Source organism: Bacteriovorax stolpii (assembly GCF_002872415.1).
Lineage (GTDB): Bacteria > Bdellovibrionota > Bacteriovoracia > Bacteriovoracales > Bacteriovoracaceae > Bacteriovorax > Bacteriovorax stolpii.
This window is the reverse complement of the sequence record NZ_CP025704.1, coordinates 535,540-557,665: the sequence shown is the minus strand read 5'-3', so window position 1 is coordinate 557,665 and position 22,126 is coordinate 535,540. Positions and strand designations below refer to the sequence as shown.

Genomic DNA, 22,126 nt, shown 5'->3' with positions numbered 1-22,126 from the left:
CCTTAAAGATTTTCGGTTTAAAAAGCACAGACCTTTAGGAGTTCCCACTTGAATAAGACCCAATTCATCAATCAGCTTGGTTCAAAAGACGATGTCCTCTCTCCTTTTTTGGTAAAATACATCAATAGTGCCGAAGGAAAGGATGGAAAAAGCTATCTCAACATTATTTTGGCCGATAAGTCTGGAGAAATAGAGGCCCGCAAGTGGCATGGGGCCGAAACGATTATCGGACAAATCCGCTCAGGTGATGTGGTCATCGTCAATGGTAAGATCAATCAATTCCAAGGCCGTCTCCAGCTCATCGTAAATGAACTTTCTAAACTCGGTGAAGAGCAATTCAACCGCGAAGACTATATTCAAAAGGCCGGAAGTGCTCCGGAAAAAATGTTTCAGGAACTCTTAGAGATCGTCGACTCACTTGATGAAGTCTATATTAAGGACTTGTTGAATTCGATTCTTCACGACCCGGAAATCGCTCGCCGTCTTAAAATCTGGCAAGCGGGAAAGAGCATTCACCATGCTTACCAATCAGGTCTTTTAGAGCACATCCTCTCATGTACAAAACTCGCAGTGATTCTCTCTCCTCATTATAAGGTGAATAAGTCTTACGTTGTGGCCGGTTGTATTCTGCATGATCTTTGCAAAATTTACGAACTCACTGAAGGCCCGGTTGTCGATTACACAGAGGAAGGAAAACTCGTTGGTCACCTGGTGAAAGGACTTGAAATCGTCGATCACTACGCTGCTAAAATTAAAAATTTCCCATACAACATGAAGATGCATATCAAGCACATCCTGCTTGCTCATCATGGTGAATACGAATACGGATCTCCAAAAATACCGAACACATCAGAAGCTTACCTGGTTCACTTAATTGATTTAATGGACTCAAAGATGGGCTCACTTGAACAAATCAAAAAACACGATTCGAGTACTGGGCACTGGAGTGGGTTTGTAAAACACATGGACCGCATTGTGTATAAGAGCGAACTTCCAAGCTTCACTCATTATGTTGATGAAGACAAAAAGCCTTCACCTGCAGTGGCCCATGAAGCTCCGCAAGCTCCTAAGGCCTCAGGTAACAATAATAAAGAGTTAAAATCATCACTTGGGAATCTTTTAAAGGACTTCAAAGTCGAGGACTAAACATTTAAGGATTACTATCGCCTGACGATAAGTTCCTTATGAAAACGTTTAAACATTCACTCTTCTTTTTTTGTATTCTGGCAGTCCCTGCGGTTGTCAGCTTCCACTACTTTAACCATGGGTATAGTCCATCGAGGGCCATTGCTCAAGTTCACTCACCTGATGGTGAATATGAAGTTGTCGGTGTGAGCGACATTAAAGGTGAATACAGTGGGCGTGCCTGGGTTCACGGCGGAGTCGTCCAGCGTATTGTAAAATGGAAAAATTACTCTTATCAAGGCATGGCCGTTGAATCAGTGTGGTCGGGAAAAGTTACACCGAGTGGTTTTGATTTTTCTCTTTCACTTTCAAATGTCCTGACTCGTTTTGAAGACTACGATGCCACCAAAGAAGAACTTATCCCGGTAAAAGTCACTCTTCCTCTGGAAGGATTAACTTCAGAATTTTCTGCAACACTTAAAGGTGACGGTGTTATTAAGGAAACATGGACGCGCTTAAAAGATGCCAGCCAGAATCCATTATGGGTGGATCAAAGAACGAGTTTCGTTGGAAATGGAGACAAGCACCCTTTCATTACGATGCTTTCAAAAATCGCCGGAATGTACAAAGTCATTGAAGCGTATAGAGAACTTCCACAAATTAAAATTTACGAAGATAAGGAAGTATTCAAAAAAGGACAACAGATTTGGGTTGAAGATAAAACAGATGCTGACTTCTATTTAAAAAATCCAAACGTTTTAAGAATTACCAATAAAACAGTCAACCCTCTTTCACTTGCCGAAGCCGTAATGAGAAAAAATGCTTACGGACACACTCTGACTTATAAAGAGAATTTCCTGACGAATGAAACTCAAAAATTAAATTTGAACGATGCCGGAATGCTGGAAGTCGCACGCATCGATAGTGCCGGCAACAAAATCGGAATGGGCCCTGAAGGCGACTCTGCTCTTTGGACCGGGATTTATGGATGGTCGCAAGTCATTCGTTACCAAATGACCAAAGACCCTGAGGCCATGACCAACTTTAAAAAAGTTTTAAATGGAACTCTGACATTACTTGAAATCCCTAATGACCCAAAACAATTTGCCAGAACACTGGCCATCTCTGCGGCCTCAGAAGTTTGGAGTGATGAATGGATTCAGGGAACAGGTCAGTACTCTCATCTAAAATGGATGAAGAGAGGAAACAACGACATGGCCAAAGGAATTTTCTTGACCCTGGTCCTTGCTCACAAGATGGTTGATCCTTCTGAAGTTCAACTCATTGAGAGAATTAAAAAGGCCGTTAAGTCTTTTCCTTCTGCCACGGCCATCGAAGAGCGCAGCTTTAACTTTGGGATCGCCAAAGGTCTTGATGCTCTTTGGAACAAAGACGAAGAAAGCTTACTGACGTTTCAAAAGAAGATGCTTAACTTCGAATCATTCATTTCAAACTTCACTCATCTTGATGCCGGACTTTATATTGAAGGTATTGCTGACTGGTCTGGGATTCACCTGACGATGTCTTCGATTATGTCTCAATACTTTGTTTCAGAAGAGTTGATCAAAGTTTTCCCAAATGAGTATTTCAATAAAAAAATTCATGCAAAAGCAGAAGCGAGTTTAATAGAGCTTGATGAAGTTTACAAAAACGGACACCGCCGTTTTGTGACTCTCGTCGCTTATACTTATTCTCCAAAGGCCCGCAAAGATAAAAAATTTGAAGCAAGAGCGCGTGAAGCTCTTTGGACATTAAAAGAAGTTCCTGCTCCAAGATTTGTTGGAAACGCAGGCGCTGATCTTCCGAAACGTCCGGATTGGTCGATCTCGGCCTGGCCTCGCCAGCCCTGGAAAGGTTTAACTGGTTTTAGAAAGATGAAAGAAGATTTCAATGTGGCCGAGCTTCAACAAGGAGCTTACTTTTACCCTTACTTTGAAGGTAGCACTTGGAATACAACTTATTACTGGAAGGACATCCCTTTCCCGGTACATATCAATTCTGACAAGTCTACGAAGTCCTTCTCGTCTGATTACCTGATGCTTTATTGGGTCAGCCGCAGCTCTGGGCTCATAACTGCAGAAGATTAAACTTACTTGAGTGTCATAGTCCAATTTAAAGGCCAGTGAGTATTTACCTATGTAGGATTAAAACTCAGAGGACCTTTATAATAGGGCTATGACGACGAAAGTAGCAGATAAAGCTCCCGTAAAAAATTCCAATCTCCAAAACTTAAAACCGTTTCGAGGGAATGGAAAACTTCTGTCTGAAACTGCCAATGCTACTAAGACTGCTGAAGGTCTGCCAAAAGCAGAAATCACTGATCAGGCAAAAATGCTGAAAGCTCAGGAGACGACAACTCCAGCAGAACCCGCGCCTGAAACAGCACCAGAGCAGCCATCGTCATCACCATCAACTCCTTCTTCATCGGTAATGGATAAAGCGGCATCTGTGGCTAAAGCGATTGCGAAAGCTCCTGTTATGCCAGTGGTTGTTCCAAAAAACACGAAGTCTATTGAAAATAAAATCTCTGATAAAAAACCAGATGCCCCACCTCACTTCATTAAAAAGCCAGCTGTTATTTTCATCGAGGGCTTTTCAGCATTTGGGATTTCTAATGGCGATGGCATTAAAGAAATGTCTGATAACTTTCCAGGCGCTAAACGCTTTGACTGGACTGAACACGACCAGATCGTCGGCGAAATCAAAAAGCACGCTCCAGATCAACCTGTCGTTCTCGTAGGACACAGCTTTGGTGGAGACACGGCCATTGAAGTGGCCAATGAATTAAACTCAGCGAAAAACGGTTTCCGCCCTATTGACCTCCTGGTTTCAATCGATGCCGTTGGGATGAATAAAACCATCATTCCTATTAACGTTAAAAGTAATCTAAACTTCTTTGGCGAAGGAATTCTTCCTTTCGTTCATGGCGACCCGACGGTTGCCCGCAACACAAAATACACTGACGTCACAAATGAGTTGCGTTCAGATATGCACTCGAAGATGGACGACAGTCCTGAAGTACAGTTTGAGATCTTCCAGAAAATTAATGAAGTTCTGGGTAATGCAGGACAGGAAGATATCTTTATTGAGATTAGTGAGACTAGTCAGATTAAAGATGTTTTGGATGCGATAAAAAATAGTCTTTAGAGTCTAAAAAGTTTAAACTCTTCTCCAATGAAAACCTTATTAAATACCCTGACGTTTTTAACTTATAAACTTCCACGCAATATTATTATTGGGGCCATTGCCCTCTACACTCTCTTTGGTTTTTTCATCGTTCCATTAATCATGGAATCCCAGGTCGAAAAATTCATCGCAGAAAGCTACAAAGAAAAAGTTCAAATCGAAAAAATCTTTTTCAATCCCTATACTTTTGAATTAGAAGTTAAAAAATTCGCCATTCCTGATACGACATCAGGAGGAATCGATAAAAATCGCCTGATGTTTGAGCGCCTCTATCTCAACCTTGAAATCTTCCCTCTCTTTGTTAAAGAGATCACTTTTAAAGAAGCAAGTTTTGAAGGCGCTCACGTTTATTTAAGTTTTTACAAACAACAAAAAAACAATTGGACATCTTTTGCACCTAAAAAAGCTGAGGAGAAAAAAGAATCCTCAGGAGCTCCCTGGACTTTGGTTTTAAAGAAGCTTTCTTTCGATAAAGACTATTTCCAATTCAGAGACTTTAATTATCCTACTCCTGTTAATCTTCCTCTTGGACCTTTGAGTTTAAAGGCCTCGAATGTTAGTACGACGATTGGAAATCAATCCGCACTAGAGAGTCTCTTTATCAATCTTGGAGACCAGGGAAGCCTGCTTCTCAAAGGAAAAGTGAGCCTCTCTCCTCCTTCGGCCGATATTCACTTAACGGCAAAGAAGTTCCCACTTAATTTCCTAACGGCTTATATGTCGAATACGACTTACTTAAGCCTCAACCAAGGCAGTCTCGATTTTAATGGAAGCATTGATTACGAAAAAGCCGTTTTTAGCATTAAAGGTGATGCGCAAGTTAATAACTTCTCTCTTATTTCAACAAAAGATCAAACTGACATCTTAAAGATTAAGAAGGCCGATTTCCAATCGCTTTTCTATTCGACAGCGCCAGCGAAGTTTACCCTTGAAGCGATGGTCTTTGATGAACTTAAAAGTTATGTTCTTCTAAAGCCAGATGGAACTTTAAATTATAAAGAACTGATGAAGCCAACTCCAGCCTCTCAAGTTGCGCCGACAACTTCTGAAACTGCAACTGCCGAAACTAAGAAGCCTGGTTTAAATTACAAAATTAACAAGATTAAACTCATTAACGGCCAGCTCGACTACAACGACTGGCAAATAAAACCGAAGTTTATCGCCCACATTCACACTCTCAATGGTGATATTGGCCCTCTTTCTAATAATCCAGAAAATAAAATTGATATCGCCCTTAACGGAATGGTGGAAGACCAAGGAAAATTCACCTCAAAAGGTTATTACTTCCAAAGTATCAAACCTCTCGACTTAAACCTCGATGTGAAGTTTGCCAATATTGAGATGACCACATTCACTCCCTACTCGGGCCACTTCATGGGTTATGAGATCAAAAAAGGGAAGCTCTTCCTTGACGTCAATTACACTCTAAAGAAAAACCGGATTGTAGGGAAAAACAAAGTTCGCCTAGATCAGTTTACGTTAGGAGAAAAAGTTGAAAGTAAGAACTCAACCAATCTTCCTCTAAAGCTTGCCGTCGCTCTTTTAAAAGACCGCAAAGGTCAGATCAAATTCAATCTTCCTCTTGAAGGGGAAACGAACTCTCCCAAGTTCTCTTACGGCAGTGCCATCAGGACTGCGCTTTTTAATATGATTGTTAATATCGCGTTGTCCCCTTTTGATTTTCTGGCAGATGCTTTTGGAATTGGAAAAGAAGTCCAGCTGATTGAATTTGAAAATCAGCTAATTACTTTTAAGGCCGGGAATGAAACTAAGATTGACAGTGTCACCAGGATTTTGGAAGAAAGGCCGGAGCTTCGTTTGGAAATCTTAGGAACTTGCTCTGAAAAAGAATTTGTAGTTGAAGGTGCTAAAGAGCAACCGGTTATTGAAGAAGCCCAATACAAAGAAATTGGACTTAAGAGAGCTCAGCTCGTTCAAAACCTTCTTGCTAAAAAAGGAATTAGCGCCGAGAGACTTTTTGTCATGGCGGGGAAAAAGAATGATGATTCGATTGGGAAATCGGGGGCGGTTTTAATCTTTAAAGCGGATTAATTACACTCATCCCCAGTCTCACGTGTAATATAAAGCTCACTATACTCAGCATCAAGCCCAATACACACCGGAAGATTTTCTTTCTTGGATTCAATCAAGTAAGTGACAAGTTCATCACACATGAACATATCCAGATAAACATTGCTCTTTAGCTGGCCCTTATCAGAAAAAGTCATCCCCGTGACAAGGCTCTGGCAATCGAGTAAGACTTTATCAAACTTAGTGGTCTTTATTTCATAGATGTAATCCATATCTGGTGTTGGATTAAAGTCTTGCACTGGCATTTTGATAATGTCGTCTGCAATCGCAGTCATGGACATCAAAAGGCCGATCAAAACGATCATCTTTTTCATAAAAAACCTCACTTGTTTAATGAACAAGTCGGGCTTTGAAATAAAAAGTTGAGCAAAATAATAGAAAAAATGAGAAAAAATTGCCGGGGAGTCAAATATCTGCCACTTAGGCTTTTTCAAGAATGTTTCAAATTATCTTAATAGCTAAGCTAAATCATAGAGGCCCATCCCATGAAGTGAGATTATCACTATCAAGGAGAGACACTATGAATGCTGAAAGTATTATGTCCAAAGACCTCATCACAATTAACAACGACGTCCCTATCATTGATGCTTATAGATTGATGAAGGAAAAAGATATCCGCCACCTTCCGGTTGTTGATCACAATCAAAGGATTATTGGTATCCTGAGTGACCGCGATGTTCAAAAAGCAATGGTCGCTAAGAAGCTTGATGAATACTACTGTGAGACTCCAACGGATAACAAAGTTTCAAGTTTTATGAACTCACCTGTGTATATGGTGAATGAAAAAACAGACTTGAAAGCCGTTGCTAAAATAATGATTAGAGAAAAAATCTCTTCGCTGATTGTTGAAAACGATGAGCACGATATTACTGGTATCGTGACAACAACTGATATGCTTGCCTACATTCTTCAGACACTGGAAAAAATGGATCACAATCCGAACTGGACTCAGTGGACGATGTCTTACTATTTAAATAGTCACAAGAAATAAAAAGGGCCTCAATCGAGGCCCTTCTTCTTTTTAGATTAGTTAGAAAGCTAAAGACTAAAACGGAATGTCGTCAGATGTGAAGTTTGTGTCTGTCGAAATGTCGTAATCTTGGTTAACCATGCTTGAGTCGTAAGATGGACCGCTTTGGTTCATATCTTTACCTGCTCCAGCATTTGCACCAGCACCAGCAGTTGCTCCACCGATGAACTGAATAGTCTTAGCGTTGATTTCTGTTGTGTAACGTTTTTGGCCGCTCTTATCGTCCCATGAACGAGTTTGAAGTGATCCTTCAACGTACGCTTGTCTTCCTTTTGTTAGGTATTGGTTGCAAAGCTCAGCAAGTTTTCCCCAAACAACAATTCTATGCCATTCAGTTCTTTCTTGTTTTTGTCCTGCTTTGTCTGCCCATGATTCGCTTGTCGCTAGTGTGAAGTTACAAACTGCCATTCCACCTGGAGTGTATTTCAACTCTGGGTCTTGTCCTAGACGTCCAAGGATAATTACTTTGTTAACACTCATTGAGATCTCCTGTGTTTTTCACGGTCAATACTAACGTATGAAACTGACCGCTACATTGTGTGTGTTTAATGACCGCCATTAAACTTTAAAAGTTACAGGAGCAAAAGAGGAAATGTCTTACAAATTGTAATTGGCCGAAATAGCTAAGAAGGCTTGGCCTGATTATTAGAAACTGACGGGTTAACCGTCTGTTTTTGCGCCCAGAATTCCGCAACTTTTTGACGCGCAACTTTTACGTCGCGCTTATACCAAGTTGCATCAAATCCACAGTGCTGGCAGGGGATCTGTTTTTTATAATCCGAACGAACGGCAAGCTCAAAAGCTCCCCAGATCGCAAAAAAGATCACGAAGCTCTCTACCCCAAAAAATGGGTATAGAGCGGCCCCTAAAACGATAGTTGTCAGGGTGATTTGCAGGAGGTTTTTCTTAGTGAGTTTAGGCGATACAGTGACGTTTCTTTCTGTACGGCAAAGCGGACAGAAAAAATTGCGGTCTTTGTTTTTATATTTGTATACGCGCTCTACTAAGGGTTTTGGTTGATTTCTCACATGATCCTCCATCTCCTATTCTACCCAATGAAGACGGGCATTTTTAGAGGGCACATTTTTTCCCATACCAGGAAAGTCGGGCAATAAAATAAGGCGAGCCAGAACCCCCGCGGGTTCTGGTGTTTGAAATTGTGTGGAGTGCACCGTGCACGGTATGAAGAAGGTAGTGATGGGATTTCCGAGATACAACCAACGTTCCGCTTTATCTAGACTCGGTCTCTAGAACTGTTTTTATCAACTTCAATAATCGGGCCAAGTCATAGGACCACCAACTGGTCCTATGAGCACCTGATTTCAATGTATTGTTTGACCATGAATTTCGCCTTCGGTAGCATTGAGACACTACAGTGAGTTTTATAGAGTGATTAAAAGTAACCGCGGACAGCTCAGTATCTTCATGGGTGTCACCTTATTGCTGGTGATGGGAATGCTTGCGTTTATCGTCAACGTAGGACTTTTCGTAAAGGCCAAAATCAACCTGCAAAACGCTGTAGACGCCGCCGCCTTCTCAGGGGCCGCAACTCAGGCACGCCAACTCTCTAACATCGCCTACGTAAACTGGGAGATGAGAAACACTTACAAAGAATGGATGTTTAAATACTACATCCTAGGGCAGATGGGTCTGGTTAAGGGAGTAAACAACAATCTTTCAGACAACGTTCTATCATCGAACACTCGTGTAAATTATATTTTAAAAACACCTAACGCCGACGTCTCAGGATCAAACTTAGGTTCAGGTGGAAACGCTTACGATAAATACAACGTTCCTACGATCTGTATTCACAACAACTCTTCTAACGACATCTGTACACTTTATAACCTACCGGGGATCCCTCGCTTCCCAGCAATTGGAGTAGCAGGAATTTCAGAAATTCACGAAGCATTCGTCAACAAACTGGTAGAAGAAAAAGGGGCCAACTGTTCGGCAAGAACACAGATTAACTTCCTTGCAGCTCTTTCATGGGCCTATAGTTCAGGATTAAAAGAAATTCCTGGTGCACCTCTGATTGCAACAAACAGGACTGGGGCATGGCCAGAAGCTCTTGAGCTGGCAATGAGAATGAGAAACCTGGAAATGATTGTTAATCGTCCTCCGGTAGCTGAGATCACTGCAAACAACATGAATAACTTTGCCTCCGTCGGACAAAATATTGGACTTAACGAAAGACCAACCAAGGCCTTCATGTCCGCCTTCAGGAACCTGGGTGGAGGAAAATACAAAGACAACATCTCTTCTGGTGGTGTTGCTCAAGATGAATTAGCAGCGACTTTTAAGCTCACAGAAATTTCTCCACAACCTTTTCAAGCACCGGAGAAATCAGTCTCAGGATTCTTAATCCCTACGACATTCACCTACCCAGGTGAATCAAGTATGACTGCTTTGACTAAACACTATCTCGATCTACAGGCCGTGCCAGTTAACTACGCTACGATGTTCTCTACTTTTGCGACGACTCGAAATGAGTTTGAATCAAACGTAGCAATGGAATCGAGCTGCTTTGTTTCTAAATCAGCAATGCCTGTTCCTGGTTACCTTTTAGGGTTCGTTAAAAATCCTGCCGTCGTGACTTACTATGCAGTAAAAGGCGAAGCTGAGTTCACCGGGCTTTTCTTCCCTCGCTTACAAGGCGATCAATCAGGGTCATTTAAACTGACTGCCTATGCTGCTGCTAAACCATACGGTGGAAGAATTGGTCCAAGACTTTTTAACTTCACGGATGGTGACAGATCAGTTGTCCCAAGAGAAGACGAAAACGCGAGAAGCAGTTCATATATCGGAGGGATTAGAATCCAGGTATCGACTGGGTATGCTCCGGGTATGCCAATTCCTTCAAGCGAAACTTTCTGGGCCAATGACCTCAACTCTCTGGTTGGTGGAGTTCCAGGTTCGGGTTCACCGATTTCATACGGTATCCCTAATATGATTTACGATTTCGACACAGACAGCGACCTTGCAGCTCAAAACACTGGTGGGGTCACTCGCATTCAGACTATCACTCCAAGAATTTCTGCTTTTATGAGCACTCAAGAATCACAAGGCCTTTATAACTCTTACCAGGTAAGAAAGTTAAAACAGGCACTGGGTGGAGATTTCACTGGTAAAAACATGACGTCTTCTGATTTGATCCGCGCTCTCGTCTCGGCCAGAAGAGTGACAAAATACGATGCGGCCAACTACATGATCCCCGATTTTTCTCACGATGGTGAAGCTAAGAGTAATGCTGCTCCAAGAGTGAAAAAAACGCTGGACCCGAATACTGGAATGCCCAACTCATTTCAATACCAGCTCTTTGCTCCTTTGCTTGGGCCAGAACTTCTCTACAAAACATCGTCTGAAGTTGGAACAATCGTTATGACTTACATGAGTGCCAACCAAGGCGCGATTGAAGCCTACACGGCCGCTTTACTTGAAGTGGCCAGAAAGATTTATAGCCTTGACCAAGGGAAAGGAAACTCAACTAACCTCAGTGCCCAGGCCGGTCAAAGTATCCATGCCAATGCGGCCGGTGGTAGCGCAATTCCACCTGAAATTTCCAGCCCTGACCCAACTAGTCCTGCAGGTTGTAACCACGGCGATATGGCCTCGAAGTTTTATCATTTTTTTACGAAATCTCAGATTCAATGCGGGATCGTTCCGCTTGAATCGCTGATGATTGAGTACATTGACAAGAAGGTCAACCAACCTAACGGCGACCTATTCTATACGACCAGCTACTACAACCCACTGCCGAATAATACGACAATGACTGCGTATTACCCGGGAATGCGCCAAGGTGGGGGGGCCGATGCGACCGCTCAAAATCCTATTGGGGTTACTACTGACACGGGGACCTACTCATTGCGCAGAAACTTCTATTCAACTAAGTTTGTTGCTCTAAATAAGCTTATTAGCGGTTATAAAGACAATGTGTACCTTGAATCAGACACAAAGCCCGTCTCAGACCTGCCTGTTTTGCCAATGCAAAACCCGGTCAAATCTGATGCCACAACTAATCTTAACAGCCCCTTTTTTCTTGATTTTTAATTCTTGAAAAAAGTTCAAATTTCCATATATACTCTTCTCCAGTTTTGAAGAAAAAACCCTTCCTAATCCGAGGATATCAGAATGGCCAAAAAAGCAGCCCCAAAAGCAAAAAAGGTAGTCAACAAAAAAGCCGCTCCTGCAAAAAAAGTAGTAGCTAAAAAAGCCGCTCCTGCAAAAAAAGCAGTAGCTAAAAAGGCCGCTCCTGCAAAAAAAGCAGTAGCTAAAAAGGCCGCTCCTGCGAAAAAAGCAGTCGCTAAGAAGGCCGCTCCTGCTCCTAAAAAAGCAGTCGCTAAAAAAGCCGCTCCTGCTCCGAAAAAAGCAGCAGCTAAAAAGGCCGCTCCTGCTCCAAAAAAAGCAGCAGCTACAAAGTCAGCACCAAAAACAGCTGCTAAAGCAGTGGCACCTAAAAAAGATGTTGTTCTTTCAAGAGAAGAAGCTATCAAGAAATATAAAAGCGCCATCGCTACTCCTGTTAGTGCAAAAGGCAAACAGAATGATTACTTCGATGACGAAATGGAAGATGACTTCGATCTGGACGCTGATCTTGGCGACGATGAAGACACTGAGACTGTAGACGAAGCTATGGGCGACGAAGACTTCGACGATGAAGAAGAAGGCGAAGGCGGCGGAGGGAAGTTCGAAGAAGAATTCGATCCTGAAGACGATGAAAGTGGCAGTCAGGCAGAAGGGACCTATTCTTATGGATGGGGTTACAACGACGCTTTTGATAAGCCAGAAGACGATGACCTGGACCGTGAACTTGATGAAGATGAGCAATACGCTCTTGGAAAGAAATCAGGTGACGATGAAGATTCGTTCGATGACGATGATGATTACTAGAAAGTAAAACCATAGAGGGCTTCTTCGGAAGCCCTTTTTGCTATAAAGGCCATAAAAAATGAAAGCCCCTGAACTAGATTTTTATTACTTCGACTCTTGTCCTTATTGCCAAAGAGTTATAAATGTCATTAATAAGCACAAAATTAAAGTTAACTGGATCGACATCTATGAAGATCTAAATGCGCTCCAAAAGCTTATCCAGATCACGGGAAGAAAAACTGTCCCTTGCCTGTTTATCGATGGAGATCCTATGCATGAGTCATCAGATATCATGGCATGGTTAGAAGCAAACGTTGACCGTCTGACAAAGACAACTTAAGGAACAAAATGGAAATTCGCGATCCCGTTCATGGCTCTATCCACATCCTCGATGAAGAAATTCCCATTATCCGTGATGATTTTTTTCAGCGTTTAAGAAACATCAAACAACTTGGTTTTTCTGAATACGTTTTCCCCGGAGCAACTCACACCAGATTCATTCACTCTATTGGTGTTATGAATATTGCCAACAGTGCTTTTGACAGACTTTTCAAACACCGCTTGCAAGACAAGAACATCCAGAGATTAAAAGAAACTTTTAAGCTGGCCTGTCTTCTTCACGATGTCGGACACGCTCCTCTGTCTCACTCGACAGAAACAGTGATGCCGAAACTTTCAGAACTAAATATTCCAAAAGACTTCCTTTCCCTTAAAGATCAAAAAAATGACCGCCAGGCGACTCACGAGGACTACACAATCAAGTCTATCGTCGACAGTTCATTTGCCGGTTCATTCTCACTTGTAGAAAAAAAATTCGGACTAGAGAGAAAACACATTGCTGACTTAATCACTGGACATACAAGTGACCCGGATTATTTTAAAGTCGATGGAATTAATTACTTCCCTGTCCTGTCTCAGCTGGTTTCAAGTGAACTAGACTGTGACCGCATGGACTACCTGCTTCGCGACAGTTATTTCTGTGGAGTAAGCTACGGTTCATACGACCTGGATTGGATGCTGGATAACCTAGAAGTGTGTGTGGAAAACGACATGGCCTACCTGGGGATTAACGAAAGGGCCGTAGTGACTTTCGATGATTTCCTACTGTCTCGCTACCACATGTTCATCATGGTGTACTTCCACTACCGTGCTGTGTGCTTGGAGCAATTGCTCTTTAAGTACTTCAGGACTTCACCTTCTGAATACGTCATCCCGGCGAGTATTGAAGAGTACATCGAACACGATGACCAATTCCTGATGAAGGTTTTAAGAAAATCGAAAAACAAATATGCTGAAGCGGTTGTGAAGAATCAAGTTCCGCAAAAAATCTTCGAGTCTTTCAACGATAACCAGGAAAAGAAGCTCACTGAAATCCTGAACTACCTGGCACAGGAAAATATCGAATTTATCAGAAGCTCTTCAAGCGGACGCCTTTCAAAATATTATGTGGATGAAACAAGTATTTCGAAGTACCCGATGAAAGTTGTCAGAAAGCTTTTCGGAAGCGACCAAAAAATCACTTTCGATATCAACGAAGCCACTGACCTCTTCACTAAATTTGCTAAATCTCACGCGGTTAACCGCCTTCACTGCGATTTTGAGACCCTGACTCCTGTTCAACAGAAAAGGATTCTGGAACTCATCCACGCCCGCTAAGAGGCCCGCCTAGAAGCTTTTGCCCGACTCCCCCAGTGGTGGTCTTCCCCTGTAGAATAGAAGGAAGATCACACACTAGAAGGAGTCGACTGTGGATTTAAAAAGCTTCCAGATGCTAGAGTTTATCAATTCAAGATTGAACAACATTGAAAAGAACATTTCTCGAATTGATGAAAAGCTGGATTTCTCCATCACTCTTCAAAGAAACCATTTAGTGCGTGTTAAAAACGGCGAAGAAATCGACGACCACATGATCCTGATGGGAAGACCTTATAACGACATCTCTCCTCAAAGAGCATGGAGCATTTACAACAATCCCAATATCGATTTTTTTGTTCTGGATGTGACGGCTAAATCATTTAAAGGAACAAGACTGGAAGAAGCAGTTCACATTCCTATTGAAGAACTGCATGTTCGTTTTTCAGAAATCCCAAGTAAAACTGTTCCTATCCTGGTTATCTCAGAAAATGGACTGCGCTCTATTTCGGCCTGTGAGTTGTTGGTAAAGAAAGGATTTTTTAATATCAATAATATTTCGGGAGGCTATGAGTTCTGGCCAGGAAAATCCTCAGAGAAGAGTGCACCTGATAAAGATGCACCCGTTTAAAAAATTTTATTTCAATAATTGATAAGCAATCGTTGCTCCGGCATAGCCCAACAGCCCCATGTAAGTAAACATGAATGCCGGGTATTTCCACGAGCCCATTTCTCTTCTTAGAATCGCCAATGTACTAATACACTGAAGAGCAAAGACGAAGAAGATCAGAAGACTCCATGCCACGGCCGTATTAAAAACAGGTTTTCCTGTGGCCGGATCAACTTCAGATTTTAATCTATCGCGAAGAGAACTTGATTCTTCATCTACATCCCCAAGTGCGTAAACAGTTCCCAGAGTCGAAACGAAAAGTTCACGTGCTCCGAAGGCCACGAGAACCCCAACTCCCATTTTCCAGTTCATCCCCATCGGTTTGAGTGCAGGCTCCATGAACTTTCCGGCCTTACCAAGATAAGAATTTTCAAGCGTCAACGCTGAGACCTCTTCGGGTGTTTTATTGGCCATTTGCTCTTCGCTTAATCCAGGGAAAGTCGAAAGAATCCAGATAAGGATAGAAAGCCCTAAAATAATCGTTCCGGCCTTCTTAAGAAACACTTTTCCTTTTCTAAGCGCCTGTCTGGCCGCAAATTTATAAGATGGTTTCTCATAATGAGGAAGATCAATAATGAAGTTGCTTGTTTCACCTTTATAAATCGTCAGCCTGAAAATCTTGGCGATGATTAAGGCCATAAAGCTTCCCAGAAAATAAAGGAAGAAAAAGGCCAGTGCCTGAGAATTTAAAAAGCCCAGGTAAGTTACACTTGGAATAAATGTCCCGATTAAAAGAACATAAACCGGAAGTCTGGCGCTACAAGTGATCATTGGAATCGTCATGATCGTGCAGGCCCTTTCTTTGTGATCCGGAATACTTCTTGCTGCCATGATTGCTGGAATAGCACAGGCAAAACCAGACATATAAGGGAGGAACGCTTTTCCGTTAAGTCCAAATGTTCCCATTACTTTATCAGTTAAAACGGCAGCCCTTGAAATGTAGCCTGATTGCTCTAATAAACTTAACAAGAAAAAGAGAATCATGATCTGAGGAAGAAATACAATCACTCCCCCCACTCCGGCAAATACACCGTCAATAACAACACTTCTGATAAGTCCTTCAGGAAGATGTGGTCCAACCAAATCACCTAAGGCACCCACTCCAGATTCTGTCAGGTCCATGATTGGACCGGCCCAAGAATAAATGGCGTGGAAAATGATATAGAAGATAGCGATGAAAATTAAGCTTCCCCAGAATTTGTGAAGCATAATAGCATCTAACTTTTCAGTAAACTTAGTTTTAGAAGAAGAGTGGGAGTAGATCCCATTGATAATTTCTCTCGCCTCTGCCTGATGAGACTTAATCGTCTTAACAACGTCATCAACGGCGACTTCTACAAAATGCTCCTGCGATTTTAATTCAGGAATATACTGAGTCGACTCAGGGTAAACTTTGATTTTTTCAAAGGCAGCATCCGCTTCTTTTTTATCTGTTACGAATTTACGGATGAAATTATCCAGTTCTTTTTCATCGTCATTGATCGCCGAGATACTTAATACTGGATAACCAATTTTGATTTCAAGTTTTTTAGCATGCTCTGCTGTGAAGAGCAGGTGATCATTTTTGTTAACGATAACAATGATATTTTTCTTTGGAAGAATCTCTTTGACCGCTAAAAGCAGCGACAGTGAGGCTTCAAAGCGATCAAGGTCCAGAATCATGGCGATCGCTTTGTACTTTGACATGTCTTTAATGAGTGAAGTTGTTGTGACTCCTTCATCAAGACTTGTCGGCACGAGGTTGTATACACCCGGAAGGTCAACCACGCTTATTTTTTTATCATTAATTGAATTTGAAATTAATTCTGCGTTTGCTGAATCAACAGTTACACCCGAGTAGTTGGAAACTTTTCTCAACTGGCCTGTCAGCATATTAAAAATGGTTGATTTACCAGAGTTCGGAAAACCAACGAGCAATACGTTTTCCATTTTATTCTCCCAGCTTCTTTACAATAATTTTATTAGCGTAATCTTTTCTCAGTGCCAGAAAATTCCACTCTCCATGTTTAAGAGCAATCGGGCCACCAAAAAGACTTTTAGATTTGATTTCGACATGATCTCCAGGAAGAATCCCAAGAGAAATAAATTTGAATTCATAAAGGCTCTCGCCTTCATAACCGACAACTTCGACCTTAGTTCCAACAGGAACATCTGCAAGAGTTAAACTCATAAACCGTCCTAATAAGGTAACAGTAATTCCAACCTAGGAATAAAAATTTGAATAGGCTAACTTGCCGCATACTATTATTAGTACGGAGGATAATCAATAGGAAGTTTGCTGATATAACTCAGTGGTCCGAAAAGTGCTCGAAAAGCCCTGGCTGAACTAACAACTTAGAATGAAAGTTCTTTAAGATGAGTTCCACACGGTTGAGTTCAAGGTCACCAATTAAGTCGGTGTACTTTTTCTCAATATCGCCAATGCATTCAAACAAGTTCAGTTTAAATTTCAGGCCATATTCCGTAAGGAAGATATTTTGTTCGCGTTTGTCGTGGGAGTTAAGTCTGCGCTCGATATAGCCGCGGCTTTCAAGCTCATTAAGATGAGAAGTCATCGTCTGCTTCTTTAGGCCACAACCAGTACCGATTTCTTTAATAGACGGTCCGTCGTGCTCACAGATGAATAAAAGAACTTCTAAGAACGATGGTCTTAGGTCAGTGAATCCTCTTGATTGTAATGAGACTAGTAGTTCTGCTGAGTAAGTTCTGTAAATCTTTTTTACTAAACTTCCGATACTCGAAACTTTCTTCATGAAACGTCCGTGGTTATGGTTTTATTTAGTCCCCTACTGAGACTAAAATAGTTTCCCACGAAGATTCCAAGAGAGTCAAGTCTTACAACAGTACTATTAGCGAAATGCCAGACTTTAAAATAAATTTCTCGCGTTGCTGATAGATGTCACGACGCCGCAACACACTCCGAATGTCAGAAGGTTTGATCCTCCGTAAGACATGAGTGGGAGTGGAATACCAACGATAGGCATCAATCCGGAAACCATGCTCATATTAATGAGGGTGTGCCAAAAGAAGATCCCTAACACTCCGACAACAACAATGGAATCGAACATCTTATTGACGTTGGAAGCAAGCCACAACAATCGATAGAACAGCGCCAGGTAAAGGGCAATCAGGAAGACTGATCCTACAAAACCGTGCTCTTCATTGAAGATCGCAAAAATAAAGTCAGTATGATTTTCCGGAAGATAGTTCAGAGCTCCCTGAGAAGACTGGCGGAATCCTTTTCCAAAAAACTGTCCCGAACCAATAGCAATTTTAGACTGAATCGCGTTGTAACCAGAACCTTTGGCATCGAATTCCGGATCAAGGAAAGTAATGATCCTCTTCTTTTGGTATTCGCGAAGACCAAAGTTATACATAACCGTCGCTGAAACCACTCCAATCATCCCGATAATAATAATCGTTTTCCACTTTAGCTTTCTATAGAAAGTGATCATGAAAAAAATAAGAAGCGTTAACATCCCTGTACCAAGATCGGGCTGAATAATAACCATGATCGCTGGAACAAAAGTAATAAGGAATGGAATGATGAGTTCTTTAAAACCAGTTTCTTGCTCCGGAGAAGCTTTTGAATACCATCTGGCCAGTACGAGAACCACGGACATCTTAACAATCTCCGAGGGCTGGAACTTGATGCCACCAACGTTAATCCAGCGCTGTCCTCCCAGGGCCGAGTGACCCACAACAAGAACCATAATCAGAAGCATGAGACAAACAAGATAAGAAGGATAAGCTAGACGGTAAAAGTTCTTTGGTTGGATAAAACTCACCCCGATTCCCACCATCCAAGAAAGGCAGAACCACATAATCTGAGTTTTATAAATCCCCTGCTCTGGACCAACACCGTGTGAATGAGTCGCTGAGTACAAGTTTAAGATTCCGATCACGAAAATCGCGGTACAAATTCCGAAGAACGAATAATCGTAGCGCTTGAGTTCTTCTCTAAAATTAATCATTATTCACCATCCGTCCCCGCTCCTTCTTTTATTGGAGCAAGAGGCGCGCGTTTGCCATCTCTAGTTAATACATAATTGCGTACCAGAACCCCTTGTTCGTCGTAGAAATCAACTGGGTTTGTCTCTGGAACCATCGGGAACGGGTTGACTCTGTTGTCTTCGATAGCTTCTTCAAAAGTCATCTTATCTTCAGCAATCAGCTTTTCCTGATATTTTGGGAAGTACTTATTCATGTAAGCAGAAACCATCGCGCGGGCAACTGGACCTGCGGCAGAACCACCGTGACATCCGTGTTCAACAACAACCGCAACGGCGATTTTTGGATTCACACTCGGAGCATAGGCCGTAAAGAGACCGTGGTGGCGGAATCTGTATTCCTGATTCTCACACTTACTGAAAATCTTGTCTGCCGAGAAACTGATAACCTGGGCCGTACCCGTTTTACCAGACATCTGAATCCCCACTCCTTTTTGTGAGTAAGCTGTACCACCCGGTACGTTTACTACGTCAAATAGAGCACGTTTTGTCAGATCAAGTGTCTTCTTAGAAATTTTAAACTCATTGATAAGTTCTGGCTCGTATCTCTTTAATACCTGTCCAGTGTTAGAGAAAACTTCTTTAACAACGTGTGGACGGTATAACTTTCCTTCGTTTGCTAATGTCGAGTAGAACATCGCCAGCTGAAGTGGAGTTACGTTAACGAAGGACTGACCGATTACGCACGAGAGAGTCTCTCCTTTTTGCCACTCAACTCCTGTGCGTTTTTTCTTCCATTCTTTATTTGGAATTAAACCTGAGGTTTCGCGCGGAAGAATGATTCCCGATCTCTGTCCCATTCCAAACATCGTCGCGTACTTATAGATAACGTCGATATCGATCTTATTTCCAATTGTGTAGTAGAAAACGTCACATGAAGTTTGCAAAGCTTTAATAACGTCTACAACACCGTGACCTTCTTTTTTCCAACAGTGGAAGACCCTTCCTCCCATTCTATAACCACCACTGCAAACAACTTTCGTGTTTTCGTTGATGATTCCTTCTTCAAGGGCCGCAATGTGGGTCAGTGTTTTAAATGTAGATCCTGGAGAATAGTGCTCCTGGATTGTTCTATCGCGAAGAGGTCTCTTCTCATCCATAACTAGTCCACCCCAATAGTTTGAAGTAAGACCTGTCGAGAAGTTTCCTGGGTCATAAGCTGGGCGAGAAACCATGGCGATAACTTCACCAGTTTCAACATCAAGAGCAACAGCGGCTCCGTCTTTTCCATCAAGCGCGTGGTAAGCTGCCAGCTGAACATCGCGGTCAATTGTCAGACGAACGTTTTTCCCTGGCTCGGCCAGTTTGTTTTCAATTCCTGAATAAAGGTCATCAGAGCTAACGTGTCTTCTTGCGCGTCCTCTGGCATCAACTTCCATGAACTGGTAACCGTCTTGCCCTCTGATTTCTAAGTCAAACTGCTGCTCAATCCCTGCTTGCCCGATAAAGTCACCTTGTTTGTAATCGTACTTATCGCGCTCGCGCAGTTTTGGCAGTTTTTCTTGAGAGATTTCTGAGATGTATCCCAGTAAGTGAGCACCGGCATCGCGGTCGGTGTACTCGCGGGAAATGAACGTTTCAACCGAAACCCCCGGCAGTCTTGCCGATTCAGTTTCAATGATCGCTACTTCTTTTCTTGAAATGTTTTTCTTAATAACAACCGGAATGTATTTTGCTTGTCCCTGGTAACGTTTTAAGATTTTCTTGATCGCATCCGGAGTCATCTCCAGGATTTGTCCAAGGTAGGCCACTGTCTCATCCGAACTTTCTAAATACTGAGGTGTAACGATCGCATCAAAGCGCGGAACGTTGTGAGTAAGAAGAACGTTATTGCGCGAGAAAATCATCCCACGTGGAGCGCGAACGACGTCCTTTCTCAGGCGGTTTTCCAGAGAGTAGTTAAAGAATTGCTTTCCACGATAAATCTGCAAATACCACAGGCGGGCAAGTAGGATCGCAAAAGCTATAACAATAATATTAAATAATAAATCTGCTCTTTCCTGATGGGACTTGACCAGATCGTCTTCACCGAACATTAGACCTTATCTCCTAGCATACCGCGATCATCCACGTTCCAGATTCTATTTAAGATATAGAAAAAGATCGGCGATAAAAGGGCGATAATGACGGACTGAGGAAGGAAGCGCCAGCCTTTTTCAAAAATGTAATTCAGACTTCCAAGCTGAATATAGATAAGAATAGATTGTACAAAAAACCATAACAATTGAAAGACCTGGGTAATTAGGATCGTCATCGTCCAAGACGAGAAGTGGATCATTTCTCTTACGTAAGAAACGACAACACAAATCACGATTCCGGTAACTGTTCCCATCTCCCAACCTTCAACGGAGAAAAATCCGTGAAAGTACTGAACAATCATAATAATGATGGCCAAGTATGGTGTTTCAAGTCTTAGACCAAGGAACAATACCAGTAGAATATTGAATGGAATTCTATAGTGTAGAAGACCAATATTCGGGAACACCGCCGTCGTCATCACTTCTAAAAAGAACAGAAGGATGAGTGTTTTGATCAGTGGAACAATAATATCTTTTAAATTTGTTTTCATCGCTTAATCTCGCCTGCTTCCGGCTCTTGGTCTAAGGCCTTCCACTCGAGTTGTTTATCTTCTTCTTGTTCTTGAACTAGAACCAGAACTTCTTCAAGTTTAGAGAAATTCACGATGGGCGTGATTTCTACGTGCTGAGTGATCCCGTAACTTTCGCGCTCAATACGCGAAATGTATCCGATCTTAAGACCTTTTGGATAAACGTTCCCCAGACCTGCAGTTAAAACGATATCATTCAGAATGATCGGCTCTGTACGGTTAACATATTTCATAATACAGCGACCGCGGCTGTATCCTTCAACAACACCATGAGAGCGAAGGCGCTCGACTACACCGTCAACGCGGTTGTTGGCATCAAGAATAGTAATAACGTCAGCAAAGTGTGCAGTCAGACGGTAAACATAACCAACCAGACCTTCCGCGCTCACAACGACAGAGTGGAGTTTCACCCCGTGTTTAACCCCTTTATTGATACGAATAACTTTGTAATCATCAGCTGAATCCCACGAAACAACGCGGGCAACGATTTTCTTTCTCTCTAACTGCTCACCATAATTAATCAGCTCGCGAAGACGGTCACTTTCTTTAACCGCTTCCTGGTAGCTGAAAACTTCATTTTGCAGGTCCGAGATCTTATTTTTTAGAACTTTATTTTCTTTGCTCGCATTAAGATTTGCCACGTAGTGCTCGACGTATGAAGACATGCCTTCCTGGATACCTGTCACAAAGCTTTGCACAGGGGCCATAAGGTCAATAATGACTCTTTCGGCAATAGATGTTTTTTGGAAAACGTAGTCTCGCTGCGACATCCCATACAGGGAAATCGCTAAGATTATGCTATTAATCACAATCTTGGTTTTGCGCTCTTCTGAATCAGACAATCTCAAGTGATTCACTCCGTAAATATTGATGGGAAAAACAATTAATAATTAAGCTTAAGT

General features: G+C 42.1%; 20 protein-coding genes. 10 read left to right on the top strand and 10 right to left on the bottom strand.

Annotated features, from left to right (window positions below; genetic code table 11):
- The first annotated feature begins 48 nt into the window (after nucleotides 1-48).
- From C0V70_RS02605 to C0V70_RS02590, 4 genes are all read left to right on the top strand, one after another.
- The gene (locus C0V70_RS02605; protein WP_102242308.1) at nucleotides 49-1,146 is read left to right on the top strand and encodes a 3'-5' exoribonuclease YhaM family protein; all 1,098 of its coding nucleotides are present in this window, start codon (nucleotides 49-51) and stop codon (nucleotides 1,144-1,146) included.
- Between the two features lie 38 nt (nucleotides 1,147-1,184).
- Complete coding sequence (locus C0V70_RS02600; protein ID WP_102242307.1) at nucleotides 1,185-3,212, top strand: hypothetical protein; 2,028 nt, start codon at nucleotides 1,185-1,187, stop codon at nucleotides 3,210-3,212.
- 88 nt (nucleotides 3,213-3,300) lie between these two features.
- Complete coding sequence (locus tag C0V70_RS02595) at nucleotides 3,301-4,272, top strand: thioesterase domain-containing protein (RefSeq protein ID WP_102242306.1); 972 nt, start codon at nucleotides 3,301-3,303, stop codon at nucleotides 4,270-4,272.
- Between the two features lie 27 nt (nucleotides 4,273-4,299).
- Nucleotides 4,300-6,363 (top strand): DUF748 domain-containing protein, encoded by a 2,064-nt coding sequence (locus C0V70_RS02590; RefSeq protein ID WP_102242305.1) that lies wholly within the window; start codon nucleotides 4,300-4,302, stop codon nucleotides 6,361-6,363.
- Here the strand turns inward: C0V70_RS02590 and C0V70_RS02585 are convergent.
- Complete coding sequence (locus tag C0V70_RS02585) at nucleotides 6,360-6,716, bottom strand: hypothetical protein (protein WP_133566685.1); 357 nt, start codon at nucleotides 6,714-6,716, stop codon at nucleotides 6,360-6,362. The genes C0V70_RS02590 and C0V70_RS02585 overlap by 4 nt on opposite strands.
- A 206-nt stretch (nucleotides 6,717-6,922) precedes the next feature.
- On the opposite strand from C0V70_RS02585, the gene C0V70_RS02580 reads away from it, so the two are divergent.
- On the top strand, nucleotides 6,923-7,393 hold the full coding sequence (locus tag C0V70_RS02580) for a CBS domain-containing protein (protein ID WP_158649536.1): 471 nt from the start codon (nucleotides 6,923-6,925) through the stop codon (nucleotides 7,391-7,393).
- A 54-nt stretch (nucleotides 7,394-7,447) separates the two neighbouring features.
- On the opposite strand, the gene C0V70_RS02575 is transcribed toward C0V70_RS02580, so the two are convergent.
- Together C0V70_RS02575 and C0V70_RS02570 are read right to left on the bottom strand one after the other, a co-directional pair.
- On the bottom strand, nucleotides 7,448-7,918 hold the full coding sequence (locus tag C0V70_RS02575) for a single-stranded DNA-binding protein (protein WP_102242302.1): 471 nt from the start codon (nucleotides 7,916-7,918) through the stop codon (nucleotides 7,448-7,450).
- Between the two features lie 137 nt (nucleotides 7,919-8,055).
- Nucleotides 8,056-8,460 carry a hypothetical protein gene (locus C0V70_RS02570; RefSeq protein ID WP_133566683.1) on the bottom strand — a complete coding sequence of 135 codons (405 nt, stop codon included), beginning with the start codon at nucleotides 8,458-8,460 and terminating at the stop codon, nucleotides 8,056-8,058.
- A gap of 361 nt (nucleotides 8,461-8,821) precedes the next feature.
- On the opposite strand from C0V70_RS02570, the gene C0V70_RS02565 reads away from it, so the two are divergent.
- The 5 genes from C0V70_RS02565 (at nucleotide 8,822) to C0V70_RS02545 (ending at nucleotide 14,567) form a co-directional block, all read left to right on the top strand.
- Complete coding sequence (locus C0V70_RS02565; RefSeq protein WP_102242300.1) at nucleotides 8,822-11,485, top strand: Tad domain-containing protein; 2,664 nt, start codon at nucleotides 8,822-8,824, stop codon at nucleotides 11,483-11,485.
- 81 nt (nucleotides 11,486-11,566) lie between these two features.
- Nucleotides 11,567-12,325 (top strand): hypothetical protein, encoded by a 759-nt coding sequence (locus C0V70_RS02560; RefSeq protein WP_102242299.1) that lies wholly within the window; start codon nucleotides 11,567-11,569, stop codon nucleotides 12,323-12,325.
- 58 nt (nucleotides 12,326-12,383) lie between these two features.
- The gene (locus C0V70_RS02555) at nucleotides 12,384-12,644 is read left to right on the top strand and encodes a glutaredoxin family protein (RefSeq protein WP_102242298.1); all 261 of its coding nucleotides are present in this window, start codon (nucleotides 12,384-12,386) and stop codon (nucleotides 12,642-12,644) included.
- Between the two features lie 8 nt (nucleotides 12,645-12,652).
- Complete coding sequence (locus tag C0V70_RS02550; protein ID WP_102242297.1) at nucleotides 12,653-13,960, top strand: HD domain-containing protein; 1,308 nt, start codon at nucleotides 12,653-12,655, stop codon at nucleotides 13,958-13,960.
- A gap of 91 nt (nucleotides 13,961-14,051) precedes the next feature.
- Entirely contained in the window at nucleotides 14,052-14,567 is a 516-nt protein-coding gene (locus C0V70_RS02545) for a rhodanese-like domain-containing protein (protein WP_102242296.1), read from the top strand.
- Nucleotides 14,568-14,573: 6 nt separating this feature from the next.
- Here the strand turns inward: C0V70_RS02545 and feoB are convergent, their stop codons facing one another.
- The 7 genes from feoB to mreC all read right to left on the bottom strand — a co-directional run bounded on the left by feoB (nucleotide 14,574) and on the right by mreC (nucleotide 22,072).
- Nucleotides 14,574-16,535 (bottom strand): ferrous iron transport protein B, encoded by a 1,962-nt coding sequence (gene feoB, locus C0V70_RS02540; RefSeq protein ID WP_102242295.1) that lies wholly within the window; start codon nucleotides 16,533-16,535, stop codon nucleotides 14,574-14,576.
- Between the two features lies 1 nt (nucleotide 16,536).
- Nucleotides 16,537-16,776: a FeoA family protein gene (locus C0V70_RS02535; RefSeq protein ID WP_102242294.1), complete on the bottom strand. Its 240-nt coding sequence runs from the start codon at nucleotides 16,774-16,776 to the stop codon at nucleotides 16,537-16,539.
- Nucleotides 16,777-16,894: 118 nt separating this feature from the next.
- Nucleotides 16,895-17,359, bottom strand: coding sequence for a MarR family winged helix-turn-helix transcriptional regulator (locus C0V70_RS02530; RefSeq protein ID WP_102242293.1), 465 nt, complete (start codon nucleotides 17,357-17,359; stop codon nucleotides 16,895-16,897).
- Nucleotides 17,360-17,473: 114 nt separating this feature from the next.
- Nucleotides 17,474-18,580, bottom strand: coding sequence for a rod shape-determining protein RodA (gene rodA, locus C0V70_RS02525; protein WP_102242292.1), 1,107 nt, complete (start codon nucleotides 18,578-18,580; stop codon nucleotides 17,474-17,476).
- Nucleotides 18,580-20,652, bottom strand: a complete 2,073-nt coding sequence (mrdA, locus tag C0V70_RS02520) for a penicillin-binding protein 2 (protein ID WP_102242291.1) — start codon at nucleotides 20,650-20,652, stop codon at nucleotides 18,580-18,582. Before mrdA ends, rodA begins: the two co-directional genes overlap by 1 nt.
- Nucleotides 20,652-21,185, bottom strand: a complete 534-nt coding sequence (locus C0V70_RS02515) for a hypothetical protein (protein ID WP_102242290.1) — start codon at nucleotides 21,183-21,185, stop codon at nucleotides 20,652-20,654. Before C0V70_RS02515 ends, mrdA begins: the two co-directional genes overlap by 1 nt.
- The gene (gene mreC / locus C0V70_RS02510) at nucleotides 21,182-22,072 is read right to left on the bottom strand and encodes a rod shape-determining protein MreC (protein WP_158649535.1); all 891 of its coding nucleotides are present in this window, start codon (nucleotides 22,070-22,072) and stop codon (nucleotides 21,182-21,184) included. The genes C0V70_RS02515 and mreC overlap by 4 nt, the downstream gene beginning before the upstream one ends.
- Nucleotides 22,073-22,126: the final 54 nt, after the last annotated feature.

What these genes read in the sequence shown, in the direction of transcription:
- C0V70_RS02600 (WP_102242307.1), top strand. Translation starts at nt 1,185, where the DNA reads ATGAAAACGTTTAAACATTCACTCTTCTTTTTTTGTATTCTGGCAGTC.
- C0V70_RS02595 (WP_102242306.1), top strand. Translation starts at nt 3,301, where the DNA reads ATGACGACGAAAGTAGCAGATAAAGCTCCCGTAAAAAATTCCAATCTC.
- C0V70_RS02590 (WP_102242305.1), top strand. Translation starts at nt 4,300, where the DNA reads ATGAAAACCTTATTAAATACCCTGACGTTTTTAACTTATAAACTTCCA.
- C0V70_RS02585 (WP_133566685.1), bottom strand. Translation starts at nt 6,716, where the DNA reads ATGAAAAAGATGATCGTTTTGATCGGCCTTTTGATGTCCATGACTGCG.
- C0V70_RS02580 (WP_158649536.1), top strand. Translation starts at nt 6,923, where the DNA reads ATGAATGCTGAAAGTATTATGTCCAAAGACCTCATCACAATTAACAAC.
- C0V70_RS02560 (WP_102242299.1), top strand. Translation starts at nt 11,567, where the DNA reads ATGGCCAAAAAAGCAGCCCCAAAAGCAAAAAAGGTAGTCAACAAAAAA.
- C0V70_RS02555 (WP_102242298.1), top strand. Translation starts at nt 12,384, where the DNA reads ATGAAAGCCCCTGAACTAGATTTTTATTACTTCGACTCTTGTCCTTAT.
- C0V70_RS02550 (WP_102242297.1), top strand. Translation starts at nt 12,653, where the DNA reads ATGGAAATTCGCGATCCCGTTCATGGCTCTATCCACATCCTCGATGAA.
- feoB (WP_102242295.1), bottom strand. Translation starts at nt 16,535, where the DNA reads ATGGAAAACGTATTGCTCGTTGGTTTTCCGAACTCTGGTAAATCAACC.
- C0V70_RS02535 (WP_102242294.1), bottom strand. Translation starts at nt 16,776, where the DNA reads ATGAGTTTAACTCTTGCAGATGTTCCTGTTGGAACTAAGGTCGAAGTT.
- C0V70_RS02530 (WP_102242293.1), bottom strand. Translation starts at nt 17,359, where the DNA reads ATGAAGAAAGTTTCGAGTATCGGAAGTTTAGTAAAAAAGATTTACAGA.
- rodA (WP_102242292.1), bottom strand. Translation starts at nt 18,580, where the DNA reads ATGATTAATTTTAGAGAAGAACTCAAGCGCTACGATTATTCGTTCTTC.
- mrdA (WP_102242291.1), bottom strand. Translation starts at nt 20,652, where the DNA reads ATGTTCGGTGAAGACGATCTGGTCAAGTCCCATCAGGAAAGAGCAGAT.
- C0V70_RS02515 (WP_102242290.1), bottom strand. Translation starts at nt 21,185, where the DNA reads ATGAAAACAAATTTAAAAGATATTATTGTTCCACTGATCAAAACACTC.